Below are 21,638 nucleotides of genomic sequence, written 5' to 3' on the forward strand. Positions count from 1 at the left end.
ATCGCCGCGCTCGCTTCAGCTCTAGCCGATAGGGAAACGGGCGCCGAAGCGCCCGTTCTCAAGCTGCCTTATCCCAGGCGGGAGCCAACCCTTCCGGGCTGACGATGCGACCATCGGGGTTCGCCAGCGCATGGATTGCGGACATCTCATCGGAAGAGAGTTCGAAATCGAAGATCGCCGCATTCTCCCGCGCGCGCTGTTCCGAGACTGTCTTGGAAAGCGCGATCAAATCCTGCTGCACGATCCAGCGCAGTACAATCTGCGCGATCGACCTGCCATGCTTGGCAGCAATCGTCTTGAGAGTTGCATCCTCGAACACCTTGCCGTCAGCCATGGCGTAATAGGCCGTCACCGACATATCGAGCTGCTTTGCAGCGCGCAGCACCGGCGTTTGATCGATATAGGGATGATACTCCACCTGGTTCGTCACGACTGGCAGACTGCTGAGCTTGACGGCCTCCCGCATCAGATCGGTATTGAAGTTCGACACGCCGATATGGCGCACCTTGCCCGCCTTCGCCACTTCGTTCAGTGCGCCGATCTGCTCGGCGAGTGGTACGGCCTGGTTCGGCCAATGAAGCAGCAGAAGGTCGACATAATCAGTCTTCAACTTCTTCAGGCTCTCGTCGACCGACGCAAGGAAGGCATCACGCTTGTAGTTCTCGACCCAGACCTTGGTCGTCAGGAAGATATCGCCGCGAGCGACGCCGGAGTGGCGAATGCCTTCGCCGACCTCGGCCTCGTTGCCGTAGATCTGCGCGGTGTCGATGTGGCGATAGCCATTGGCGAGCACGTGCGAGACCATGCGTTCGGCGTCGGGTCCCGGCACGCGGAACGTACCAAAGCCGAGGGCGGGGATGGCGGCGCCATTGGTGCTGACGAGTTTCATGCTGTTTCCTTTCAAGTCTGAGAGATCAGGCCGCGCTGCAGGCAGCGGCAGCATTAGGGATGGAGCGGCGGTCGAGCGCACCGCTCCTGATGGTGAGGCCTAGGGCAACGGTGACGAGCGCGGCGGCAACGAAGGGCGTGGCGCCTAGCCCGAAGCGGGATTCGACGACCAGACCGCCGATCCAGGCGCCCATGGCGATGCCGAGGTTGAAGGCGGCGATATTGAGCGCCGAGGCGACATCGACGGCGTTCGGCTGCAGCTGACGTGCAAGCTGCACGACATAGAGCTGCAGGCCGGGCACATTGGCGAAGGACAGGAAGCCGAGGATCGCAAGCGTCGGGATCGTCAGCCAGGGCGAGACAGCCGTGAAGCCAAAGAGCACCAGCACGAGTGCCTGGGCGATGAACAGGAAGGTCAGAGCCTTGACCGGATCACGGTTGGAGATGCGCCCGCCGACGACGTTGCCGACCGCAATCGCCACGCCATAGAGCATCAGGATCAGGCCGACGGCCGAGGAGGCAAAAACCGGTAACTTGCTCGAGGATCGGCGCAAGGAAGGTGAAGGCAACAAAAGTGCCGCCATAACCGAGTGCCGTCATGGCGTAAACGAGAAGCAGCCGCCCCGTGGCAAGTACGCGGATCTGTTCACCGATGCTGGCCGGCGGGGCCTTCTTGAGGTTCGAGGGCAGCAGGAAGGCAATGGCTGCGAAGGCAACGACACCGAGACCGGCAACGGCAGCAAAGGTGGTGCGCCAGCCGAAAGTCTGGCCAATGAACGTGCCGAGCGGAACCCCGGTGACGATTGCAACTGTCAGGCCCATGAACATCATCGCGATAGCCGACGCCCTTCGGTTCTCCGGCACAAGATCGGCAGCAATGGTGGAACCGACGGAAAAGAAGACGCCGTGCGCAAAGGCCGAGACGACGCGGGCAATCAGCAGCACTTCATAACCGGGGCTGAACGCCGCGATGATGTGACCGATGATAAAGAGCGCCATCAGCCCAAGCATGAGCGGCTTGCGCTCGATCCGTCCGGTCAGTGCCGTCAGGATCGGTGCGCCGAAGGTAACGCCCAGCGCATAGACGCTGACGATGAGGCCGGCGAGCGGCAGGGTGATGTGAAGGTCGGTGGCAACCGTCGGCAGCAGGCCGACGATGACGAATTCCGTCGTGCCGATCGCGTAAGCCGCAATCGTCAATGCAAAGAGAGCGAGTGGCATGAGAGTGACCCGATGATTGGTTCTTGTTCGGGTCGGAATATGGGCGTGGCGCACTTCCTCGATAATTGCCTATAATAGCTCAACAGTTGTGAATTGAATTCAAGATAGGAAACGGATGGATAACCGCATCGGCGAGATGGATGTCTTCGTGCAGGTGGCCGAACTGCAAAGCTTCTCGGCCGCTGGCCGCAAGCTCAAGCTTTCGCCCTCCGCCGTCAGCAAGCTCGTCACCCGGCTCGAGGACCGTCTCGGCACGCGTCTTCTGGTGCGCACGACCCGCGCCTTGCAACTGACGCCAGAGGGCGAAATCTATCTCGAACGCTCCCGACGCATCCTCGCCGACATCGAGGAAACGGAACGCGCCGTCGCAGCAGGCGGCACGACGGTGGCTCGAGGACGCCTGCGCGTGAGCACCTCGGTCGCCTTTGGCGTTCGCTACATAGTGCCGCTGGTGCCCGATTTCCTGAAGCTCTATCCCGAGGTCGACCTCGACCTCGCGCTCAGCGATGGCATTATAGATATCATCGGCGAACGCGCCGATATCGCCATCCGTTCGGGCGCCTTGCGCGATTCCTCACTGAAGGCGCGCAAGCTCCTCGAAAGCCGCCGCGTTATCGTTGCCTCACCCGGCTATCTGAAACGGCAAGGCATCCCGGAAAGCCCTGAGGATCTCGTTCGTCACAACTGCCTGACCTTCAGCTTCCGCTCGACCTCGGAGGAATGGCCATTCCGCAATCCCGAAAATGGCGGTCGCTTCTCGAGACCCGTCTTTGGCAACCTCGAAACCAACAATGGACCAACGACTCGCAGCCTTTGCCTCGCCGGCCTTGGCCTTGCTCGTGTCGGCCAGTTCCATGTACAGCCGGATATCGATGCCGGAACGCTGGTGCCCGTATTGGAAACCTATAATCCTGAAGATATCGAACTCATTCACGCCGTTTATCCCGGTCACGAACATCTTGCCGCACGTATCCGGGCCTTCATCGATTTCCTGGTCGAGAACATTCATTGAGGAAGACCTCCGTCATTCCCCTGTCACGGCTCAACGATAGCGAGCGCTCCATGCCGATAGAAATCCATCCGCCGCGCCAAAGCTGGGCCGACGACTTCGCAAGTTTGAAGCGGACCATCCTGCGCGCAGCACCCGCCGGTGCCGCACTCCATCACATCGGCTCCACCGCCGTGCCCGGACTTGTCGCAAAGGATATCATCGACATACAGGTGAGTGTCGATGCTCTTGAGCTGGTCGATAGAACAGCGTTCGAACGCGAGGGGTTCGAGAGCCGCTCGATCGTAACCGATCACTGTCCACCAGGTCTCGATCTGGCAGATGGCGAGTTGAGAAAGCTGTATTTCAAAAACAGGGGCCGGCCCGCGAATATCCATGTTCGTGAAAGGGGCCGCCGCTTCAATCAGCGCTATCCGCTTTTATGCCGGGATTTCCTGCGCGCTCATCCAACGGCAGCAGCAGCCTACGGGCTGATCAAGCAACGCCTTGCCGGCTTTTTCCCTGACAGTGCCGAAGCCTATTACGATATCAAGGATCCGGTTTTCGATATCATCATGGAGGGCGCCTACGACTGGGCAAAGCTCACCGGCTGGAATGAACCACCAGGCGACTGAAAGCGGGACTTGTCGGGAAATATCAGCGCCGGCCAAGAAGAACCCGCCGACGAGAGATAAAGCGCGATCCACACAACCGGTGGAAACTTTCGATCCTGGGCGCCTACGAAAGTAGGTGGGCGCCGTATGTCCAGACCCACGAGCCCGGACAGGGACAGCTCCCTAAGGATCGGGTATGGCCCCGAGGATTCATTGTTCCTGTCGAGAAGCACAGACCGCGTCAGCGAATATAGGGACATTTGCAGCACCGCACCAGTGGGGCAGCACTGCTCTCCCAAATTAATTAAGCTCGGCCGGCGTACGGCCGTTCAGCTTGTCGGTGATGCCCTGAATACGGCTCGTGACCTCCGAAAGCGCCACTGCAATGCCTTCTTCCGTGCGAGCGGTGGCGGCAATTACCGTGTCCCGGTTGCTGCGGAGCGTCTCCAGCTCCGATTCCAGCCCGGCAACGCGCCGCGTTAGCTCCGAGATCTCGTCCATCACCATGATGCCGGCCATGACGGTGATCCTGAGATCGCCGATTTCGCCGAACTGACCCTTGAGATGACCGACATAACGGTCGAAACGAACTGCGAGGTCGGTCAGATGATCTTCCTGCCCCTCTTCGCAGGCCATGCGATAGGCCTTGCCGTCGATCGTAACCGTTACCTGCGCCATGTCATCATGTCCTCTTAGCGGTCAAGAACCGCGCGGATCGTTTCCATCGCCGTCACCAGACGCCGCGAAACCTCGCGATTGACCTCTTCCAGCCGGTTCGCGCGGAATTCAGCCTGGTCGAGCTCCTGGGCAAGGCGCGAGCGGTCGGCATGCACGCGGCGGACTTCGCCTTCGATCTCGCCCTGCTCACGCTGGCGCTCGATGCGCATGTCGACAGCATTCTCGAGGCCCGAGATTGCCTGTTTGAGCTCCGTAAGCGCAGCTTCGATGATGTTGCCATTAGGCGTCATGTCTTTTCCGGTTCCCCGCACAAGACCCGCGAATCGGCCTCTGTCGCCGACCCTGTATTTTCAAGAGGATATGCAGCTAGGCTGGAGCGCGTCAATAAAGCCCCTCGGCTACCCCCTGCCCTATTCTGTGGATGAGCGATTTACACAAGCCTGTCACACAAGATTCGTCTTTTGTAAAACTTGACGGTCAAATGTCAAAAATCGTCGCACCCGGCCTCCAAACGGCTTCCATTTTGTTGACTTGGCCGTTCCAACTGGTATGTCTCGACCGCTCTCATTGATGGTCTTGGCAGGCTCGAGGCCATCCTCAAACCCGGAACTAGCGGAAAAGCCATGACCTCACGCGAACAAAACGACCGGATGGCGAATGCGATCCGTTTCCTCTCCATGGATGCTGTCGAAAAGGCGAATTCCGGCCACCCGGGCATGCCGATGGGCATGGCGGATGTGGCAACGGTCCTCTTTACCAAATATCTCCGCTTCGATCCCCAGAAGCCGCACTGGCCGAACCGCGACCGCTTTGTTCTCTCTGCCGGTCATGGCTCGATGCTGCTCTACTCGCTTCTCTATTTGACCGGCTATCCGGACATGTCGGTCGAGGACTTGAAGCAGTTCCGTCAGCTCGGCTCCAAGACCGCCGGCCATCCGGAATACGGCCATGCCACCGGCATCGAAACGACCACTGGCCCGCTCGGCCAAGGCATTGCCAATGCCGTCGGCATGGCGATCGCCGAGCGCAAGCTGCGCGACGAGTTCGGTCCGGAATTGCAGGACCACTACACTTACGTCATCAATGGCGACGGCTGCCTGATGGAAGGCATCAGCCACGAAGCGATCGCGCTTGCCGGCCACCTGAAGCTCAACAAGCTGATCCTCTTCTGGGACAACAACTCGATCACCATCGACGGCGCCGTTTCCCTGTCCGACTCGACCGATCAGGTCGCTCGCTTCAAGGCCGTTCACTGGAACACGATCGAGATCGACGGTCACGACCAGGCCGCCATCGCCGATGCGATCGAAGCCGCCCACAAGTCCGACCGTCCGACCTTCATCGCCTGCAAGACGGTCATCGGCTTTGGCGCTCCGAACAAGCAGGGCACCCACAAGGTGCACGGAAACCCGCTCGGCGCCGACGAAATCGCCGCCACCCGCAAGGCGCTGAACTGGGAATACGAGCCCTTCGTCGTTCCCTCCGACGTCCTCGACGCATGGCGCGCCGCCGGCACCCGCTCTGACAATATCGTCAAGGCATGGGAAGAAACGCTGTCCAAGTCGCCGGCAAAGGCCGAGTTCACCCGTCGTTTTGCCGGTGACCTGCCCGAAGGCTTCGACAAGGCTATCGACGACTACAAGAAGAAGCTTGCCGAAACCAAGCCGACGATCGCTTCCCGCAAGGCATCCGAAGATGCGCTCGAAGTCATCAACGGCTTCGTGCCGGAAACGCTCGGCGGCTCCGCTGACCTGACGCCGTCGAACAATACCAAGACCAGCCAGATGCATTCGATCACGCCAACGGATTTCGCCGGCCGCTATATGCACTGGGGCATCCGTGAGCACGGCATGGCCTCTGCCATGAACGGCATCGCACTCCATGGCGGTCTTATCCCTTACGGCGGCGGCTTCATGATCTTCTCGGATTATTGCCGCCCACCGATCCGCCTCGCCTCGCTCATGGGCATCCGTGTCATCCACGTCCTCACCCATGACTCGATCGGCGTTGGCGAAGATGGGCCGACGCACCAGCCGGTAGAACAGATCGCCGGCCTGCGTGCGGTGCCGAACCTGCGTGTCTTCCGCCCGGCCGACGCAGTCGAGACCGCGGAATGCTGGCAGATCGCCATGAAGAGCAAGGACCATCCGTCCGCTCTGGCCCTGACCCGTCAAAACCTGACGACCGTCCGCACCGAGTATAACCAGAAGAACCTCTGCGAACTCGGCGCCTACACGCTCGCCGGCAACGCCGATGCCAAGGTCACGATCTTCGCCTCCGGTTCGGAAGTGGAACTCGCCGTTGCCGCCCGTGCAACGCTTGAAGGCAAGGGTGTCAGCACCCGCGTCGTTTCCGTTCCCTGCACGGAACTCTTCTTCGATCAGCCGGAGGCTTACCGCAAGGAAATCCTCGGCAACTCGCCGGTCAAGATCGCCGTCGAAGCCGCCGTTCGCGAAGGCTGGGATGCCTTTATCGGTCCGGAAGGCACCTTCGTCGGCATGAAGGGCTTCGGCGCGTCCGGCCCGGCCAAGAAGGTGTTCGAGCATTTCGGCATCACGGCTGACGCCGTCGTCGCAGCAGCAGAAGCCAAGCTTTAAGGGAGTGCCTTCGGGCGCTTCCTCATCTATTATCCGCAATCCCAATCTCTAGGGAGTGAATGAACATGACAGTCAAGGTTGCCATCAACGGTTTCGGTCGTATCGGCCGCAACGTTCTTCGCGCCATCGTCGAATCCGGCCGTACGGACATCGAAGTCGTCGCCATCAACGACCTCGGCCCGGTCGAGACCAACGCCCACCTGCTGCGATACGACTCCATCCACGGTAAGTTCCCGGCCGAAGTGAAGGTCGAAGGCGACACGATCACCGTCGGCGGCGGCAAGCCTATCAAGGTCACCGCGATCAAGGATCCGGCAACGCTTCCCCACAGGGAATTGGGTGTCGACATCGCGATGGAATGCACGGGCATCTTCACCGCCCGCGACAAGGCCGCGGCTCATCTGACGGCTGGTGCCAAGCGCGTCATCGTTTCGGCTCCTGCCGACGGCGCTGACCTGACCGTCGTCTTCGGCGTCAACCATGACCAGCTCACCAAGGAGCATCTGGTCATCTCCAACGCCTCCTGCACCACCAACTGCCTGGTGCCGGTCGTGAAGATTCTCGACGACGCCGTCGGCATCGACCACGGCTTCATGACCACTATCCACTCCTACACCGGCGACCAGCCGACGCTCGATACGATGCACAAGGATCTGTATCGCGCCCGCGCTGCTGCCCTCTCGATGATTCCGACCTCGACGGGTGCTGCCAAGGCCGTCGGCCTCGTTCTGCCGCACCTCAAGGGCAAGCTCGACGGCACCTCGATCCGCGTTCCGACCCCGAACGTTTCGGTCGTCGATTTCAAGTTCGTTGCCAAGAAGGCCACCACGGTCGGCGAAATCAACGAAGCGATCAAGGCTGCCGCAAACGGCAAGCTGAAGGGCATCCTCGGCTACACCGATGAGCCGCTCGTTTCCCGTGACTTCAACCACGACAGCCACTCCTCGATCTTCGCGACCGACCAGACGAAGGTCATGGAAGGCAACTTCGTGCGCGTCCTGTCCTGGTACGACAACGAGTGGGGCTTCTCCAGCCGCATGTCCGACACGGCTGTTGCCTTCGCCAAGCTCATCTAAGCGTCAGGCATCAAGATCAGGAAGCGGCTCGGGAAACCGGGCCGTTTTCATTTTGGGCGATCGATCAGGAGATGGAAGAGCATGGCGCAACTGACTATTCGCAACGCGACTGTTGATGACGCCGCCGAACTCTGCGGGCTCATCAATGAGATCATCGAAGCGGGCGGCACGACTGCCCTCGAGGATCGCTTTTCGCCCGAACTTTTGGCCGACTGGTTCATATCCGGCGAATTCGCCCTCATCTGCCATGTGGCGCAGGCAGGGTCTGGCCTCGCCGGCTTTCAGTTCCTCAGCCGTTACGGCGATTTGCCGAAGGGGTGGTCCGATATCGGAACTTTCGCGCGCCTGAACCCGAAGATGCCAGGCGTCGGCACTGCCCTGTTTGCCGCAACACGCTCTGCAGCCAAGGAACGCAATATCGAAATCATCAACGCAACCATCCGCGCCGACAACATTGGCGGGCTGGCCTACTACGAGAAGATGGGGTTCAGTACCTATAACACGCTGAAGAAAGTGCCGCTCAAGGACGGTACGCCCGTGGACCGAATTCAGAAGCAATTTCAGGTGACGAAAAATGGAAGCGGCCTCTAACGGTCTCATCAACAAAAAGTGTGACGCCCCCTCTGCCTGCCCTGCTCTCGCCTGATTTCCTCATACATTCTTTATAGAGACTTTTTCCAATAGCATTCTTTTCTGGCCCTCACCCCAAGGGCCGTCCAGCAGCATGACGCAGCAATGCAGCCGAGGTTAAGCCGCAAGGCCTACCCTTCTGCTGTTTTTTGCCGTTTACTGAAAGATCGTGCTGGACGTTGGGGGATGGGCGGGGGCGGCTGCGGGATGGCGTGACGAAGCGAAAGGGGTAGGCATGGAAGCGTTTTATATCGTGGTGCTGGTTGCGACGGCGCTCGTGCTTCTTGCGGCCTTCTCGAGCCTGCTTGCGTTCCGCTTCGGCGCTCCTCTCCTGCTGCTGTTTCTGATGATCGGGCTTGCCGCCGGCGTCGATGGTCTCGGCATCGAATTCAGCAACAACTACCTCGCCTATATTCTGGGCTCCATCGCGCTTGCGATTATCCTTTTCGATTCCGGCTTCGGTACACCGATGCAGGCCTTCCGGATTGCCGCGATACCGTCGTTGACACTGGCATCGGTCGGCGTGCTCTTGACTGCCGGACTCTTCGCCTTCGCCGCCCGCTGGCTGCTGCATTTCAGCTGGCTGGAAGGCATGCTGCTTGGCTCAATTGTCGCCTCTACCGATGCTGCAGCCGTCTTCTTCCTGCTGCGCATCGGCGGCATCAACATCCGAGACAAGGTGCGCTCTACGCTGGAAGTCGAATCCGGCACCAACGACCCGATGGCGATCTTCCTGACCATCGCCCTGGTCGAGGTTCTCGCCAGCGGCGAACGTTACGCCGGCATCAATATCGGCATGCTCGCCATGTTCATTCAGCAGATGGGCCTTGGCGTCATCCTCGGCCTGCTCGGCGGCATGATGATCGTGCTGATCGCCGGGCGGCTGGAAACGGATCGCGGCCTCACGCCAATCTTCGTGCTGGCGCTCGCCTTGCTCGTCTTCTCCTTCACCGGCGCGGTTGGCGGCAGCGGCTTCCTCGCCGTCTACGTTGCCGGCATCTATGCCGGAAACCGAAAGATGCAGGCGATCGGCACCATCAGGCGCTTTCAGGACGGGATGACCTGGCTTGCCCAGATCATTATGTTCCTTGTGCTCGGCCTGCTGGCGACGCCTTCGCAATTCCCTGTCATCATCGTGCCGGCGATCCTGCTCGCTCTCTTCCTGATCTTCGTCGCCCGGCCGCTCGCCGTCTGGCTGTCGCTGCTGCCGTTCGATTATACGCAGCAGGAAATCGGCTTTGTCGCCTGGGTCGGTCTGCGCGGCGCAGTCTCAATCCTGCTTGCCATCATGCCGATCCTCGGCGGCCTGCAGCACAGCCAGATCTACTTCAACACCGCCTTCATCATCGTGCTCGTCTCGCTCCTCGTGCAGGGCTGGACAATCAAGCCGGTCGCCAAGCGCCTCGGTCTCATCATTCCGCCGCGCATCGGCGCGGTCGACAAAGTCGAGGTCGACCTGCCAGGCGCGGCCAATCACGAGCTGCTTTCCTATCGCGTCGTCAAGGACAGCCCGGTTCTGCGTGGCGAGCGCATTCCGCGCTGGGCGGCACCCTCGCTTGTGATCCGCGACGGCAAGTCGATGCGCTACCAATATGCCGGTCGCCTGAGGGAAAACGATCTTGTCTACCTCTTCATCGCTCCCAGCTATTCGCGCCTGCTCGACCGGCTCTTCGCCAGTCGCGCACCTGTTGATGAGGATGACGCGGAATTTTTTGGCGCCTTCGCGCTGTCGCCGGCTCGCCCTGCCGCCGATCTCGATGCCGCCTATGGTCCGGGCCTGCTCAATGAATCCGAAAAGGGTTTGACGATCGCCGAACTGATGAAACAGCGCCTCGGCGGCAAGGCGGATTATGCTGATCGCGTCCGTCTCGGCTCGCTCATTCTCATCGTCCGCGACCTCGACGATCAGGATCACATCACCTCTGTCGGCATGTCATTGGAGGCCGTGGAACCGGCCATAACATTGCCGATCTTCATCAATCTGCGCGAAATTATCCAGCGTACCCGTGACCGTATGAAAGGCCGCAAAAAGCATGAGATGACGGCTGCGGAAAGTGCTGCCGGACGTGACGAAACCCCACGTTAAAACGGCCGCCGACTGCCTTGCGTCTCCTCCGATCCTTGCTATGGTCGGCGCAACTTTCGCAACCACGAACGGATCCTTCCATGGCAGCTTTCAAGACCCTCGACGACCTCAACGACATCGCCGGCAAGCGTGTTCTCGTCCGCGTCGACCTCAACGTCCCGGTCAAGGACGGCAAGGTTACGGACACGACCCGCATCGAGCGCGTCGCGCCGACGATCCTTGAACTGTCGAAAAAGGGAGCGAAGGTCATCCTGCTCGCCCATTTCGGCCGCCCGAAGGACGGCCCCTCGGCAGAATTCTCGCTTTCTCTGATTGCTCCGTCGGTCGAGGCGGTGCTCGACCACGCCGTGCTGACTGCGTCCGACTGCATCGGCCAAGCCGCCGCTTCCGCCGTCGCGAAGATGAACAATGGCGATATCCTGCTTCTGGAAAACACCCGCTTCCACAAGGGCGAGGAAAAGAACGATCCTGAATTCACAAAGGCGCTCGCCGCAAACGGCGATATCTATGTGAACGACGCCTTCTCCGCTGCTCACCGCGCCCACTCCTCCACCGAGGGCCTTGCCCATCACCTGCCGGCCTATGCGGGGCGCACGATGCAGGCAGAACTCGAGGCGCTCGAAAAAGGCCTCGGCAACCCGATCCGTCCGGTCGTCGCCATCGTCGGTGGCGCCAAGGTCTCGACCAAGATCGACCTTCTTATGAACCTCGTGAAGAAGGTCGATGCGCTCGTGATCGGCGGCGGCATGGCCAACACCTTCATCGCCGCCCGGGGCACCAATGTCGGCAAGTCGCTCTGCGAACATGACCTCGCCGATACCGCCAAGCAGATCATGATCGAAGCCGCCACCGCCGGCTGTGCGATCGTTCTGCCGGAAGACGGCGTCGTCGCCCGCGAATTCAAGGCAGGAGCGGCCAATGAGATCGTCTCGATCGAAGCCATCCCCGGTGACGCCATGGTCCTCGATGTCGGTCCAAAGTCGGTCGAAGCCGTCAAGGCCTGGATCGAGCGCGCCACGACGCTCGTCTGGAACGGTCCGCTCGGCGCCTTTGAAATCGAGCCCTTCGACACAGCGACCGTCGCCGCTGCGAGATACGCCGCCGAGCGCACCAAGGCCGGCAAGCTCACGTCGGTCGCAGGCGGTGGCGATACGGTCTCGGCGCTGAACCATGCCGGCGTTGCCGAAGAATTTACCTATGTTTCGACGGCAGGCGGCGCCTTCCTCGAATGGATGGAAGGCAAGGAACTGCCGGGCGTGGCCGTTCTCTCTCGGTAACGGCCCGTTGGCCATAAGCCGATTCGGCAGATATTCCAGCAGGATAGGTCGCGGGAGCGAACGCTTCCGCGGTCTTTTGCTCACGAAGAGGAAAAATTCCCGAACTTTCAAACGATTGAAATCATTTCAATCGTTTCAATGACTTAGCGCTCCCATTTTTCTCGCTATAAACTTCTGTTATCCGAGTTCTATATTGTCAATTCTACCGGGTTTCATTGTGGAGAGAACGAGATGAGCGAACGACTGGAAGACATTGCAGTTAAGATGGTTGCTGGCGGTCGGGGCCTGCTTGCCGCCGATGAATCGACCTCCACCATCAAGAAGCGTTTCGATGCGATCAATCTTGAATCGACCGAAACCAGCCGACGCGATTATCGCGAGATGCTCTTCCGCTCGGAAGACGCAATGAAGAAGTACATTTCCGGCGTCATCCTCTACGAGGAAACCCTGTATCAGAAAGCCGCTGACGGCACGTCTTTCGTCGACATCATCAAGGCTGCCGACAGCATTCCGGGCATCAAGGTCGATATCGGCGCCAAGCCGATGGCAAAATATCCGGGTGAAACCGTCACCGAAGGCCTTGATGGCCTCGCAGACCGGCTTGCCAGATATTATGAGGCCGGCGCCCGCTTCGCCAAGTGGCGCGGCGTCATCGCCATCTCGCAGACCCTGCCGAGCCGTGGTTCCGTGCGCGCCAACGCCCAGGCGCTGGCTCGCTATGCCGCGCTCTGCCAGGAAGCCAAGATCGTACCGATCGTCGAGCCGGAATGCCTGATGGACGGAAAGCCGGGCGACCACAATATCGACCGTTGCGCCGAAGTGACCGAATCCACGCTGCGCATCGTGTTCGAGGAACTTGCTGATGCCCGTGTCAGCCTCGAGGGCATGATCCTGAAACCGAACATGGTCATTGACGGCAAGAATGCCCGCAAGGCCTCGGTTGCGGAAGTGGCGGAGCGCACCGTCCAGGTGTTGAAGCGCACGGTTCCGTCATCCGTTCCGGGGATCGCCTTCCTCTCCGGCGGCCAGACCACGGAAGAAGCGACAGCCCATCTCTCCGCCATCAACTCCGGTTATGAGCTGCCCTGGTTTGTCACCTTCTCCTATGGCCGTGCTCTGCAGGACAGTGCACTCAAGGCCTGGAACGGCCAGCAGGAAAACGTCGCTGCCGGCCAGCGCGAATTCGCACACCGCGCCGAGATGAACAGCCTCGCCGCCAAGGGCAACTGGAAGGCCGAACTCGAAAAGGCCGCATGAGCCTTTTGGATGCTTGAGAAAACAGACAGGCGGCGAGCACCCTCGCCGCCTGTCTTTGTTCCTGCCAGTCGCGAAGCCGATTTGTCATGGCGACAAGATAGTCCTTCGCCGCAACCACGAGCCTCGATAATCATGGCGCCACCATTGTTGGAGCCGCCATGAACAGCTTGTCCTACCTCACCGTCGACGTCTTCACCTCCACCCGCTATGAGGGCAATCCGCTCGCGGTCATGAGCGATGCCAGGGGCATCAGCGATGCGGCAATGCAAAAGATTGCCGCCGAGTTCGGCTATTCCGAAGTAACCTTCGTGCTGCCGCCTGAGAACCCCGAAAACACCGCAAGAGTTCGCATCTTCACGCCGACAATGGAGGTGCCGTTCGCGGGGCATCCCAATGTCGGCACTGCCTATGTTCTCGGCCAGCAGAACGAAATCTTCGGTCGCGCCATTGGCGATAGGCTGCGGTTCGAGGAAAAGGCCGGCCTTGTGGAAGTGACCCTGCAGCGCCGTGAAGGTCGCGTCACCGGAGCAACCATCCGTGCTCCACGGCCGCTTGAAATAGGCGACAGAATATCCGAGACCGTCATTGCCGATTGCGTCTCCATTGATCCCTCCTCGATCCGCAAGAACATGCATGCCCCGGTCTTTGCCTCGGTGGGACTGAACTTCGCCGTCGCAGAACTCGAGAGTCTCGAGGCTCTGGCCGCAGCAAGTCCCAATCTGAACGGCTTCCAGGCGGCGGCTAGGGGCGTGGCCGGCAGCCATGACTTTTCGCTGTTCCTCTATGTACGTCCCACCGCTACCCCCTGGAACATCCGCGCCCGCATGTTCGCGCCGCTGGACAACGTCATTGAAGATCCGGCGACCGGAAGCGCATCAGCCGCCCTCTCCGCCTATCTCGTCTCGCTGCTGCCGGAGGCGGACGTCAGCCAGCACGTGACGATCGAACAGGGCGTCGAAATGGGCCGGCGCAGCATCATCGAACTCGATGTCGTCAAGACGGTCGGCACGGTCACTGACGTGACGATCTCGGGAAGCTGCGTGCCGATCATGAAAGGCGAGATCATCCTGCGGGACTGACCCCGCCTATTGCACCAGGAAATCACGCGCCAGCAACGCCACCGCCCAGATGGCAAAGGCAATCAGCGCGATCTTCCAGAAATCCATCCGGCGGCGCAGCCCCGGATAGCCGAGCGGCTTGATGATCTGGATTGCCATGGCAAGGATGAGTAGCAACGCTATCAGCTTTGTCATGGCTTTATTTTTTCCATTTATCAGAATGTCACAGGACGGACATTTTTTCACGCGAACACAGGAATATCTACACGCCGTAAAGGCATTCCGGGACACAATCAACACTCTTATGGACTGGGCAGATTAACGTCGCGCCTTATGTCTTTTTCGAAGCGAACACGCCGAGTCTGGGGATATGACAAGAAATCTGCTGTCCGTCGCTGCGCTGCTCTTTGGCACGCTCTTCCTTTTCATGGGCAACGGACTGCAGGGCATTCTGCTTCCTGTGCGCGGAAACCTCGAAGGTTATGCCACGACCACGCTCGGTCTGCTCGGGACCTCCTGGGCAGCAGGTTTTGTTATTGGCTGCCTGGTTGCACCGAAGATGGTGCGTCGCGTCGGCCATGTACGCGCGTTCTCCGGCTTTATCGCCATCATCGCCATCATCGCGCTTGTCAGCGGCATCATCATCGATCCGGTCTGGTGGGTCATCCTGCGTGCCGTCACCGGTTTCTCCACTGCCGGGACTTCGATGATCATCGAAAGCTGGCTGAACGAACGGGCGAACAATGAGAGCCGCGGCGCGATCTTCTCGCTGTATATCGGCATCACCCTCCTTGGCGTCGTGGGCGGCCAGATGATGATCCCGCTCGAAGACGTGCGCACGCCCGTACTCTTCATGATCTGCGGCATCTTCTACTGCATCGCCATGCTGCCGACGACGCTGTCGACCGCAGCCTCACCGCAGCCGCTGAAAGCAGTCAAACTCGATCTGCCTGCGCTCTATCGCAATTCGCCGGTTTCCTGTCTCGGCATCCTGCTGGTCGGCATTGCCAATGGCGCCTATGGTACGCTCGGTGCCGTCTTCGGTGCGGGTGCGGGTCTTTCCGACACTTCGATTGCAGTGATGATGAGCACCACCATCTTTGCCGGCGCGGTGATGCAGCTTCCGGCCGGACGCCTGTCAGATCGTATCGACCGTCGCTACGTCCTGGCAGCCATGTCAGCCATCGCGGCGCTCGCCGGGCTCCTGATCTTCCTCCTGCATCCGTCCTCCCCAGCCTTCCTGATCGGCCTCGTCATCCTCTACGGTGCGGTCGCCAACACGCTCTATCCGATCGCTGTCGCCCACGCGAACGACTTTGCCTCATCGGAGGATTTCGTAAAGGTTTCCGGCGGCCTGCTGCTGCTCTACGGCATCGGCACCGTTATCGGGCCGACGATCGGAGGTCCGGTCATGTCAGTCGTCAGCCCGCATGCACTCTTCTTGGTGACAGCGCTCGCCCATCTCCTGATCACCGGCTATGCCATCCTCAGAAGCCGCATTCGTGCGGCCATTCCGGCGAGCGACCGCGATGCCTATACGACGATTCCGACAGCAACATCTCCGACGCTCACGCCGCAAAGCATGTCGCTTGCCGATCGCAGCTCCAACAAGTCTCCCGAAAGCGGCGATCCTGCTGTAAAGTTTGGCTGACGGACTGAGGCATGTCGCGCGAAAAATGCGCAGCGATTTTGCGATAGCGACACGCTTGCAACAGAGACTTGAAGCGTGGGCCGAAATCCTAGGGATCGCCACACGGTTTGCAGGAGGAGCGACAATGAGCTTGATGGATGACGATAGGCCGCAGAAGAAGACAGCGCACGAGATCGGCTCCGATCTCTCCATGCTTTCGGTCGACGAGTTGAGAGCACGCGTGGAACTTTTGAAAACCGAGATCGCACGGCTCGAGGCCGAGGCCGCCAAGAAGGCTTCCGGCCGATTGGCCGCCGAAAATCTTTTCCGATCATAAGACTGTGAGCGAGCAAATATTGCTTCGTATTTACTTTCGTTAAGTCTTAAATCGGGACGACATTAATAAAAAATTAAGCTTTATAAGGTATTACTGTTGCTGTTCAGATTCTTCTGGACCTCAGACAGTTTTCCAAGCGGTGAATTGGTCTGATTTTTCTCCCTGTTTTACCTTGAGAGCCGCTTTTGCGGCTCTTCTTTTTGCGCTGCCTTAGACCTTTCCACGAAACTGTGGAGATTAACCTTTTCTTAAGAAACGGCTTGCGCATCTAGGTTAAAGATACCATCTTGAAATCACGAAGACCGGCTTGGGAAACTTTTTCCGGGAACCCGGCGTTACCTGATAGTAGATGCGTGCAACAGGGATTCTTTAGATGTCGGAACTTGGATTGAACACAATCAGTTTTGCTGGCCGCGCTGCCGCATCCTCGCAGTTCAAGACGCTGTATGCAGAGGGCATGTCGCTGGTCGAAGAAACCGCATCCTATCTCGACGGCCAGGGCCGCGCAGCCTCCAAGGTGCTGCCGCGCATGGCCTCGGTCCTTTATGCGGCTGAATCAATGCGCCTCACGACCCGCCTGATGCAGATGGCTTCCTGGCTGCTGCTGCAGCGCGCCGTCAACAATGGCGAAATGTCCCGCGATCAGGTCTTGGCCGAGAAAAAACAAGGTCAGGCTCGATGGCTTCAACGTCGATCGCAATGCTCCGGGCTGGGGCGACCTGCCGGAATCCTTCCGCGATCTCGTGGAGCGCTCGCTTCGCCTGCAGAACCGCATTGCCCTGCTCGACCGCGAAATCTACCGCCCGGCAGAAGCTGCGATCGTTCCCGATAATCAGAACAGCGTCCAGGCCCAGCTTTCCCTGCTGCAGACGGCCTTCGGCAACAACTGATCTGACATCATAGAATTCTTGAAACCGGCTGCGGGGACGCGGCCGGTTTTTTATTTGCGCGTCGTAAGACCCAATACAAAAAAGCCCGGCACAAGGCCGGGCTTTTGAATAATCCGCAAAGCGGAAGCGAATTAGAGGCCGAGGCCGCCGAAACGCTTGTTGAACTTCGAGACACGGCCGCCGCGGTCCATGAGCTGCTGGTTGCCGCCAGTCCAGGCCGGGTGCGACTTGGAGTCGATTTCGAGGTTCATGACAGCGCCTTCCGAACCCCAGGTCGAGCGGGTTTCGTACTCGGTGCCATCGGTCATGACTACCTTGATGGTATGGTAGTCGGGATGGATGCCTTCCTTCATGACAATCTTCCTGCGATGCCGAGGTCCAATTTGCCGCAGACAGTTGCGGCGGAAGAACCGATTGAATAAATGAAGCCGCAGTCGTGAAGGCTACGGCTTCCCATTAGGATGCGGTGCCTATACATGAAGGGCGCCGGGATAACAAGGGCCAAGGAGCCGCAATACGCGGTCTTTGAGGGCGATCGGAGACAATTTGGCAGAGCAGGCAGAAGTTGGGGAGAAGAGGTCGCGTTCGCTGAAGCCGCTCGGCAGGTTGACACCTTATGTGGCACGCTACCGTGGCATGGTGGCCGGTGCCCTGATTTCGCTGGCGCTGGCGGCCGTGACTTCGCTTGCCATACCGCTCGCCGTGCGCCGCATGATCGACCACGGCTTCACGCAGGCCGACGGCACCTTCATCAATAGCTATTTCGCCATGATGATGATCATGGCCATCGTGCTCGCGATCGCCAGTGCACTACGCTACTATTTCGTCATCACCATTGGGGAGCGCATCGTTTCGGATCTGCGCCGCGATGTCTTCTCGCATGTCACTCGGCTCTCGCCCTCTTTCTTCGACGTCAACCAGTCGGGCGAGATCGTCTCGCGGCTGACGGCCGATACCACGCAGATCAAATCCGCCGTCGGCGCCACCGCTTCCGTGGCGCTTCGCAACCTGATCCTCTGCATCGGCGCGCTCGGCATGATGATCGTCACCTCGCCAAAGCTTTCCAGCCTCGTCATCGTCGCGATCCCCGTCATCGTCTTTCCGCTTGTTGCCGGCGGCCGTTCGGTGCGCAAGCGCTCCCGCGCCGCACAGGATACGCTGGCAGAAGCTTCCGCCTTCGCCAATGAGACGATCGCCGCAACCCGCACCGTGCAGGCCTTCAACGCCGAAACGATTGCAGCGGACCGCTACGGCTCGGCCGTGGAATCCGCCTATCAGGCCGCACGTTCTGCCGTTTCCTCCCGCGCCCTGCTGACGGGCATCGCGATCACCCTAATTTTTGGCAGCGTGGTCGCCGTTCTCTGGTTTGGCGCCCACAGCGTCCTCGCGGGTACACTTTCGGCCGGCACGCTCGGCCAGTTCTTGCTCTATGCGGTCATCGCAGCCGGTTCGCTCGGTGCACTGTCGGAAGTCTGGGGCGAGCTTTCGCAGGCAGCCGGTGCCGCCGACCGCCTGACCGAGCTTCTCGATGAAGTCTCCCCGATCGCCGCCCCCGCAAACCCGCAGCCACTCCCCTCGCCCGCCCAGGGCCGCGTGGAATTCGACGGCGTGCATTTCGCCTATCCATCCCGTCCCGGCAGGTCAGCTCTGCATGGCTTGGATTTCACGGTCCTGCCGGGCGAAACGGTTGCGATCGTCGGCCCATCCGGCGCCGGCAAGAGCACCGTCTTTTCGCTCTTGCTCCGCTTCTACGATCCGCAACAGGGCAGCGTGAAGATCGATGGCGTCGACGCCCGCCAGGCCGATCCGGACGCCTTGCGCCAGCGCATAGCCATCGTGCCACAGGATGTGACCATCTTCGCCTCCTCGATCCACGATAATATCGCTTTTGGCGTTCATGGCGCGACGCGCGAGCAGGTTCGCGCAGCGGCAATCGCCGCGCAGGCCGATGAATTCATCAACCGGCTGGAAAAGTCTTACGAGACGCAGGTCGGCGAACGCGGTGTCACACTGTCCGGCGGCCAGCGCCAGCGCATCGCCATTGCCCGCGCGATCCTGAAAAATGCACCGATCCTTCTGCTGGACGAGGCGACTTCGGCGCTTGATGCAGAGAGCGAAACGCTTGTGCAGAGAGCGCTTGACGGGCTTATGCATGGCCGCACCACTGTTGTCATCGCCCACCGTCTCGCCACTGTTCTCAAGGCCGACCGCATTCTCGTCATGGATCAGGGACGTGTCGTAGAGGAGGGCACGCATCAGAGCCTGATCCGAAACGGCGGCATCTATGCGAAACTCGCCCGCCTGCAATTCGATGCGGCCAACGAGGATGTGCTGGCAGCCGCCAAATAGCTGCCTCATACCCCCATCGCGACTAAAGTCTGATCGCGACAGCCTTCCCACTCGGTTGCCTTTGCTGGAACCTGCCCTAACCTTCCCATGCCCAAGGTAGGGGTCTTTGCTGTTGAAATCGGTGGGAGGAGATTCGAATGGCGCTTTCTGATATTGTCAGTCGCATAAGTGTGGCACTTGGCCTTGGCCTGATCGCAGCCGCGACTGGTACGGCCGCATCAGCCCAGACTTTTCCCGATCGTTCCATAACCATGGTCGTGCCGTTCGCCGCCGGAGGCTCGACCGATGTCGTCGCGCGTATCGTCGCGCAGAAAATGTCCGAAGATCTCGGCCAGCAGGTCATCGTGCAGAATGTTGCGGGAGCCGGCGGCAATCTCGGCGCTGATAACGTCGCGCGCGCGCCGCGCCGGATGGCTATACGATCCTGATGGGCACCGTCGCCACCCACGCCCTCAATCCGCTGATCCTGAAATCGACGCCCTATGATGCCGAAAAGGACTTCGCGCCGGTTTCATTGCTCGTGGTTGTTCCCAATGTCCTGGTGGTCAATCCGGAACTGCCCGCAAAGAATGTGCAGGAGCTGATTGCGCTCCTGAAAGCCGATCCGGACAAATACAGTTATGCGTCATCCGGTAACGGCACGCCGCTGCATCTTTCCGGCGAACTTTTTAAAAGCATGGCGGGCGTCGACATGCAGCATATCCCCTACAAGGGTGCGGGGCCCGCATTGAACGACGTCATCGGCAATCAGGTACCGATCATGTTCGACAACCTGCCCTCGTCGTCGAGCCACATCAAGGCCGGTACGCTCCGGGCACTCGCCGTCACGACCGCCGAACGCGCGCCATCCTTCCCTGATATCCCGACTATCGCGGAATCCGGCATTCCAGGATACGAGACCTATACGTGGAACGCACTCTTTGCGCCGGCCAACACCCCGGCCGATGTGATCACTCGCCTGAACGCCTCCGCCAACAAGGCGCTGACCGATCCGGCCGTCGCCGGGCGGATGAAGGAATTTAGTGCAACCATCGTCGGCTCGACACCGGAGGAACTCGGCGCCCATGTGAAGGCCGAGCTTGCGAAATGGAAACCGGTCGTCGACGGCGCCCATATCCAGATGGAATGATCTTCGCGAAAGGGACAGCATGCGGCCAGCCCTTCTCTCGCGCCCGATCCAACCGGCGGCAATTGCACGCCATACAATGGAATTCTAATTAAGGTAGTGGAAAAGCTCACAATTCTGGGCTAGCTTTCTGAAAGCTGATGCACGATTTCAGCTTACCAGGAGGGATCCATGTACAGATTTGAAGTTTACAAGGATAAGGCCGGTGAATTCCGCTTCCGCTTCAAGGCGTCGAACGGCGAGACCATGTTTTCGTCCGAAGGCTACAAGGCGAAAGCATCCGCGGTGAACGCCATCGAATCCATCAAGAAGAATTCGCCCGGCGCGGAAGTGGTGGATCAGACAAAGGCGGACGCTTGACCGGAAGCGGAGGCGGCATCAGTCGCCTCCAGCACTTCCCGCTCAGCGATTTTCTCGCGCCCATTTCGGTGTGATCGATTTTTTTCGGCTGCAATGTCGAAATGAAGACGACTGAGACCTCATTGTTTCGGAACGGCTCGAAGCCGCGCCACCGAAGCATTGCAGCTTGGGCAAATTCGGCCTTACATGCTGCTTGCCCGGTCAAACCCATCAGAGGATCAGGAGTTTCCGATGCAATACGCACTTATCATCCGTGAATCTGCAGAAGACTTTGTCCGCCGCAACGACCCCGCCTATCGCGATGGCTGGACGGCCTACACCAAGGCCCTGGTGCAGGCAGGGATCTTGACCGCCGGCGCCGGCCTGACCCCGCCTGAGACCGGCACGATCGTACGTCGGAAAGGCGAGGACCATGATGTGCAGGATGGTCCCTATCCGGAAGGCAAGGAACAGCTTGGCGGCTTCTACGTGATCGAGGTACCAGATCTCGATGCCGCGCTCGAATGGGCCACGCGCGTGCCCGTCTCCGAATGGGGTTCGGTGGAAGTACGGCCGCGGCTGCAATTCGCGTGAGGC

19 protein-coding genes, 1 other RNA gene and 3 pseudogenes are annotated in these 21,638 nt (G+C 59.9%); 16 read left to right on the forward strand and 7 right to left on the reverse strand.

What is annotated here, in order from left to right:
- Nucleotides 1-58: 58 nt before the first annotated feature.
- Together LVY75_29010 and LVY75_29015 are read right to left on the reverse strand one after the other, a co-directional pair.
- Entirely contained in the window at nucleotides 59-889 is an 831-nt protein-coding gene (locus LVY75_29010; protein ID XAZ22812.1) for an aldo/keto reductase, read from the reverse strand.
- Between the two features lie 25 nt (nucleotides 890-914).
- Nucleotides 915-2,109, reverse strand: a pseudogene (locus LVY75_29015) (MFS transporter).
- Nucleotides 2,110-2,224: 115 nt separating this feature from the next.
- Here LVY75_29015 and LVY75_29020 point away from each other — a divergent pair.
- Nucleotides 2,225-3,121, forward strand: a complete 897-nt coding sequence (locus tag LVY75_29020) for a LysR family transcriptional regulator (protein XAZ22813.1) — start codon at nucleotides 2,225-2,227, stop codon at nucleotides 3,119-3,121.
- A complete protein-coding gene (locus tag LVY75_29025) occupies nucleotides 3,118-3,732 on the forward strand; it encodes a GrpB family protein (GenBank protein ID XAZ22814.1) in 615 nt (204 codons plus the stop codon). The genes LVY75_29020 and LVY75_29025 overlap by 4 nt, the downstream gene beginning before the upstream one ends.
- Nucleotides 3,733-3,793: 61 nt before the next feature.
- Here LVY75_29025 and ssrS read toward each other — a convergent pair.
- The 3 genes from ssrS to LVY75_29040 form a co-directional block, all read right to left on the reverse strand.
- Nucleotides 3,794-3,952: non-coding RNA, 6S RNA (gene ssrS, locus LVY75_29030), on the reverse strand.
- Between the two features lie 59 nt (nucleotides 3,953-4,011).
- The gene (locus LVY75_29035; protein ID XAZ22815.1) at nucleotides 4,012-4,389 is read right to left on the reverse strand and encodes a cell division protein ZapA; all 378 of its coding nucleotides are present in this window, start codon (nucleotides 4,387-4,389) and stop codon (nucleotides 4,012-4,014) included.
- Between the two features lie 14 nt (nucleotides 4,390-4,403).
- Nucleotides 4,404-4,679, reverse strand: a complete 276-nt coding sequence (locus LVY75_29040) for a DUF4164 domain-containing protein (protein ID XAZ22816.1) — start codon at nucleotides 4,677-4,679, stop codon at nucleotides 4,404-4,406.
- A 333-nt stretch (nucleotides 4,680-5,012) separates the two neighbouring features.
- Between LVY75_29040 and tkt the strand changes: the two genes are divergently transcribed.
- The 7 genes from tkt to LVY75_29075 all read left to right on the forward strand — a co-directional run bounded on the left by tkt (nucleotide 5,013) and on the right by LVY75_29075 (nucleotide 14,391).
- Complete coding sequence (gene tkt, locus LVY75_29045) at nucleotides 5,013-6,986, forward strand: transketolase (protein ID XAZ22817.1); 1,974 nt, start codon at nucleotides 5,013-5,015, stop codon at nucleotides 6,984-6,986.
- A 65-nt stretch (nucleotides 6,987-7,051) separates the two neighbouring features.
- The gene (gene gap, locus LVY75_29050) at nucleotides 7,052-8,062 is read left to right on the forward strand and encodes a type I glyceraldehyde-3-phosphate dehydrogenase (protein XAZ22818.1); all 1,011 of its coding nucleotides are present in this window, start codon (nucleotides 7,052-7,054) and stop codon (nucleotides 8,060-8,062) included.
- Nucleotides 8,063-8,143: 81 nt separating this feature from the next.
- Nucleotides 8,144-8,653: a GNAT family N-acetyltransferase gene (locus LVY75_29055; protein XAZ22819.1), complete on the forward strand. Its 510-nt coding sequence runs from the start codon at nucleotides 8,144-8,146 to the stop codon at nucleotides 8,651-8,653.
- Between the two features lie 274 nt (nucleotides 8,654-8,927).
- Nucleotides 8,928-10,778 (forward strand): potassium/proton antiporter, encoded by a 1,851-nt coding sequence (locus LVY75_29060; GenBank protein ID XAZ22820.1) that lies wholly within the window; start codon nucleotides 8,928-8,930, stop codon nucleotides 10,776-10,778.
- Nucleotides 10,779-10,858: 80 nt separating this feature from the next.
- Nucleotides 10,859-12,055, forward strand: coding sequence for a phosphoglycerate kinase (locus LVY75_29065; GenBank protein XAZ22821.1), 1,197 nt, complete (start codon nucleotides 10,859-10,861; stop codon nucleotides 12,053-12,055).
- A 231-nt stretch (nucleotides 12,056-12,286) separates the two neighbouring features.
- Nucleotides 12,287-13,312, forward strand: a complete 1,026-nt coding sequence (locus LVY75_29070; protein XAZ22822.1) for a fructose-bisphosphate aldolase class I — start codon at nucleotides 12,287-12,289, stop codon at nucleotides 13,310-13,312.
- 158 nt (nucleotides 13,313-13,470) lie between these two features.
- Entirely contained in the window at nucleotides 13,471-14,391 is a 921-nt protein-coding gene (locus LVY75_29075; GenBank protein ID XAZ22823.1) for a PhzF family phenazine biosynthesis protein, read from the forward strand.
- Nucleotides 14,392-14,397: 6 nt separating this feature from the next.
- Here LVY75_29075 and LVY75_29080 read toward each other — a convergent pair whose 3' ends face one another.
- Nucleotides 14,398-14,565, reverse strand: coding sequence for a hypothetical protein (locus LVY75_29080; GenBank protein XAZ22824.1), 168 nt, complete (start codon nucleotides 14,563-14,565; stop codon nucleotides 14,398-14,400).
- Nucleotides 14,566-14,740: 175 nt separating this feature from the next.
- On the opposite strand from LVY75_29080, the gene LVY75_29085 reads away from it, so the two are divergent.
- The 3 genes and pseudogenes from LVY75_29085 to LVY75_29095 all read left to right on the forward strand — a co-directional run bounded on the left by LVY75_29085 (nucleotide 14,741) and on the right by LVY75_29095 (nucleotide 17,227).
- Nucleotides 14,741-16,021 carry an MFS transporter gene (locus LVY75_29085; protein XAZ22825.1) on the forward strand — a complete coding sequence of 427 codons (1,281 nt, stop codon included), beginning with the start codon at nucleotides 14,741-14,743 and terminating at the stop codon, nucleotides 16,019-16,021.
- A 124-nt stretch (nucleotides 16,022-16,145) separates the two neighbouring features.
- Nucleotides 16,146-16,337: a DUF1192 domain-containing protein gene (locus LVY75_29090; protein XAZ22826.1), complete on the forward strand. Its 192-nt coding sequence runs from the start codon at nucleotides 16,146-16,148 to the stop codon at nucleotides 16,335-16,337.
- Nucleotides 16,338-16,710: 373 nt separating this feature from the next.
- Nucleotides 16,711-17,227, forward strand: a pseudogene (locus LVY75_29095) (DUF1465 family protein).
- Nucleotides 17,228-17,358: 131 nt separating this feature from the next.
- Here the strand turns inward: LVY75_29095 and rpmE are convergent.
- Nucleotides 17,359-17,580 (reverse strand): 50S ribosomal protein L31, encoded by a 222-nt coding sequence (rpmE, locus tag LVY75_29100; GenBank protein ID XAZ22827.1) that lies wholly within the window; start codon nucleotides 17,578-17,580, stop codon nucleotides 17,359-17,361.
- Nucleotides 17,581-17,773: 193 nt separating this feature from the next.
- Here rpmE and LVY75_29105 point away from each other — a divergent pair, with 193 nt between their 5' ends.
- The 4 genes and pseudogenes from LVY75_29105 (at nucleotide 17,774) to LVY75_29120 (ending at nucleotide 21,635) form a co-directional block, all read left to right on the forward strand.
- Entirely contained in the window at nucleotides 17,774-19,576 is a 1,803-nt protein-coding gene (locus LVY75_29105; GenBank protein XAZ22828.1) for an ATP-binding cassette domain-containing protein, read from the forward strand.
- 137 nt (nucleotides 19,577-19,713) lie between these two features.
- Nucleotides 19,714-20,705 (forward strand): annotated as a pseudogene (locus LVY75_29110) (tripartite tricarboxylate transporter substrate binding protein).
- A gap of 168 nt (nucleotides 20,706-20,873) precedes the next feature.
- Nucleotides 20,874-21,062 (forward strand): YegP family protein, encoded by a 189-nt coding sequence (locus LVY75_29115; GenBank protein XAZ22829.1) that lies wholly within the window; start codon nucleotides 20,874-20,876, stop codon nucleotides 21,060-21,062.
- A gap of 231 nt (nucleotides 21,063-21,293) precedes the next feature.
- Nucleotides 21,294-21,635, forward strand: a complete 342-nt coding sequence (locus LVY75_29120) for a YciI family protein (GenBank protein XAZ22830.1) — start codon at nucleotides 21,294-21,296, stop codon at nucleotides 21,633-21,635.
- Nucleotides 21,636-21,638 lie beyond the last annotated feature (3 nt).

This window comes from Sinorhizobium sp. B11, assembly GCA_039725955.1.
GTDB lineage: Bacteria > Pseudomonadota > Alphaproteobacteria > Rhizobiales > Rhizobiaceae > Rhizobium.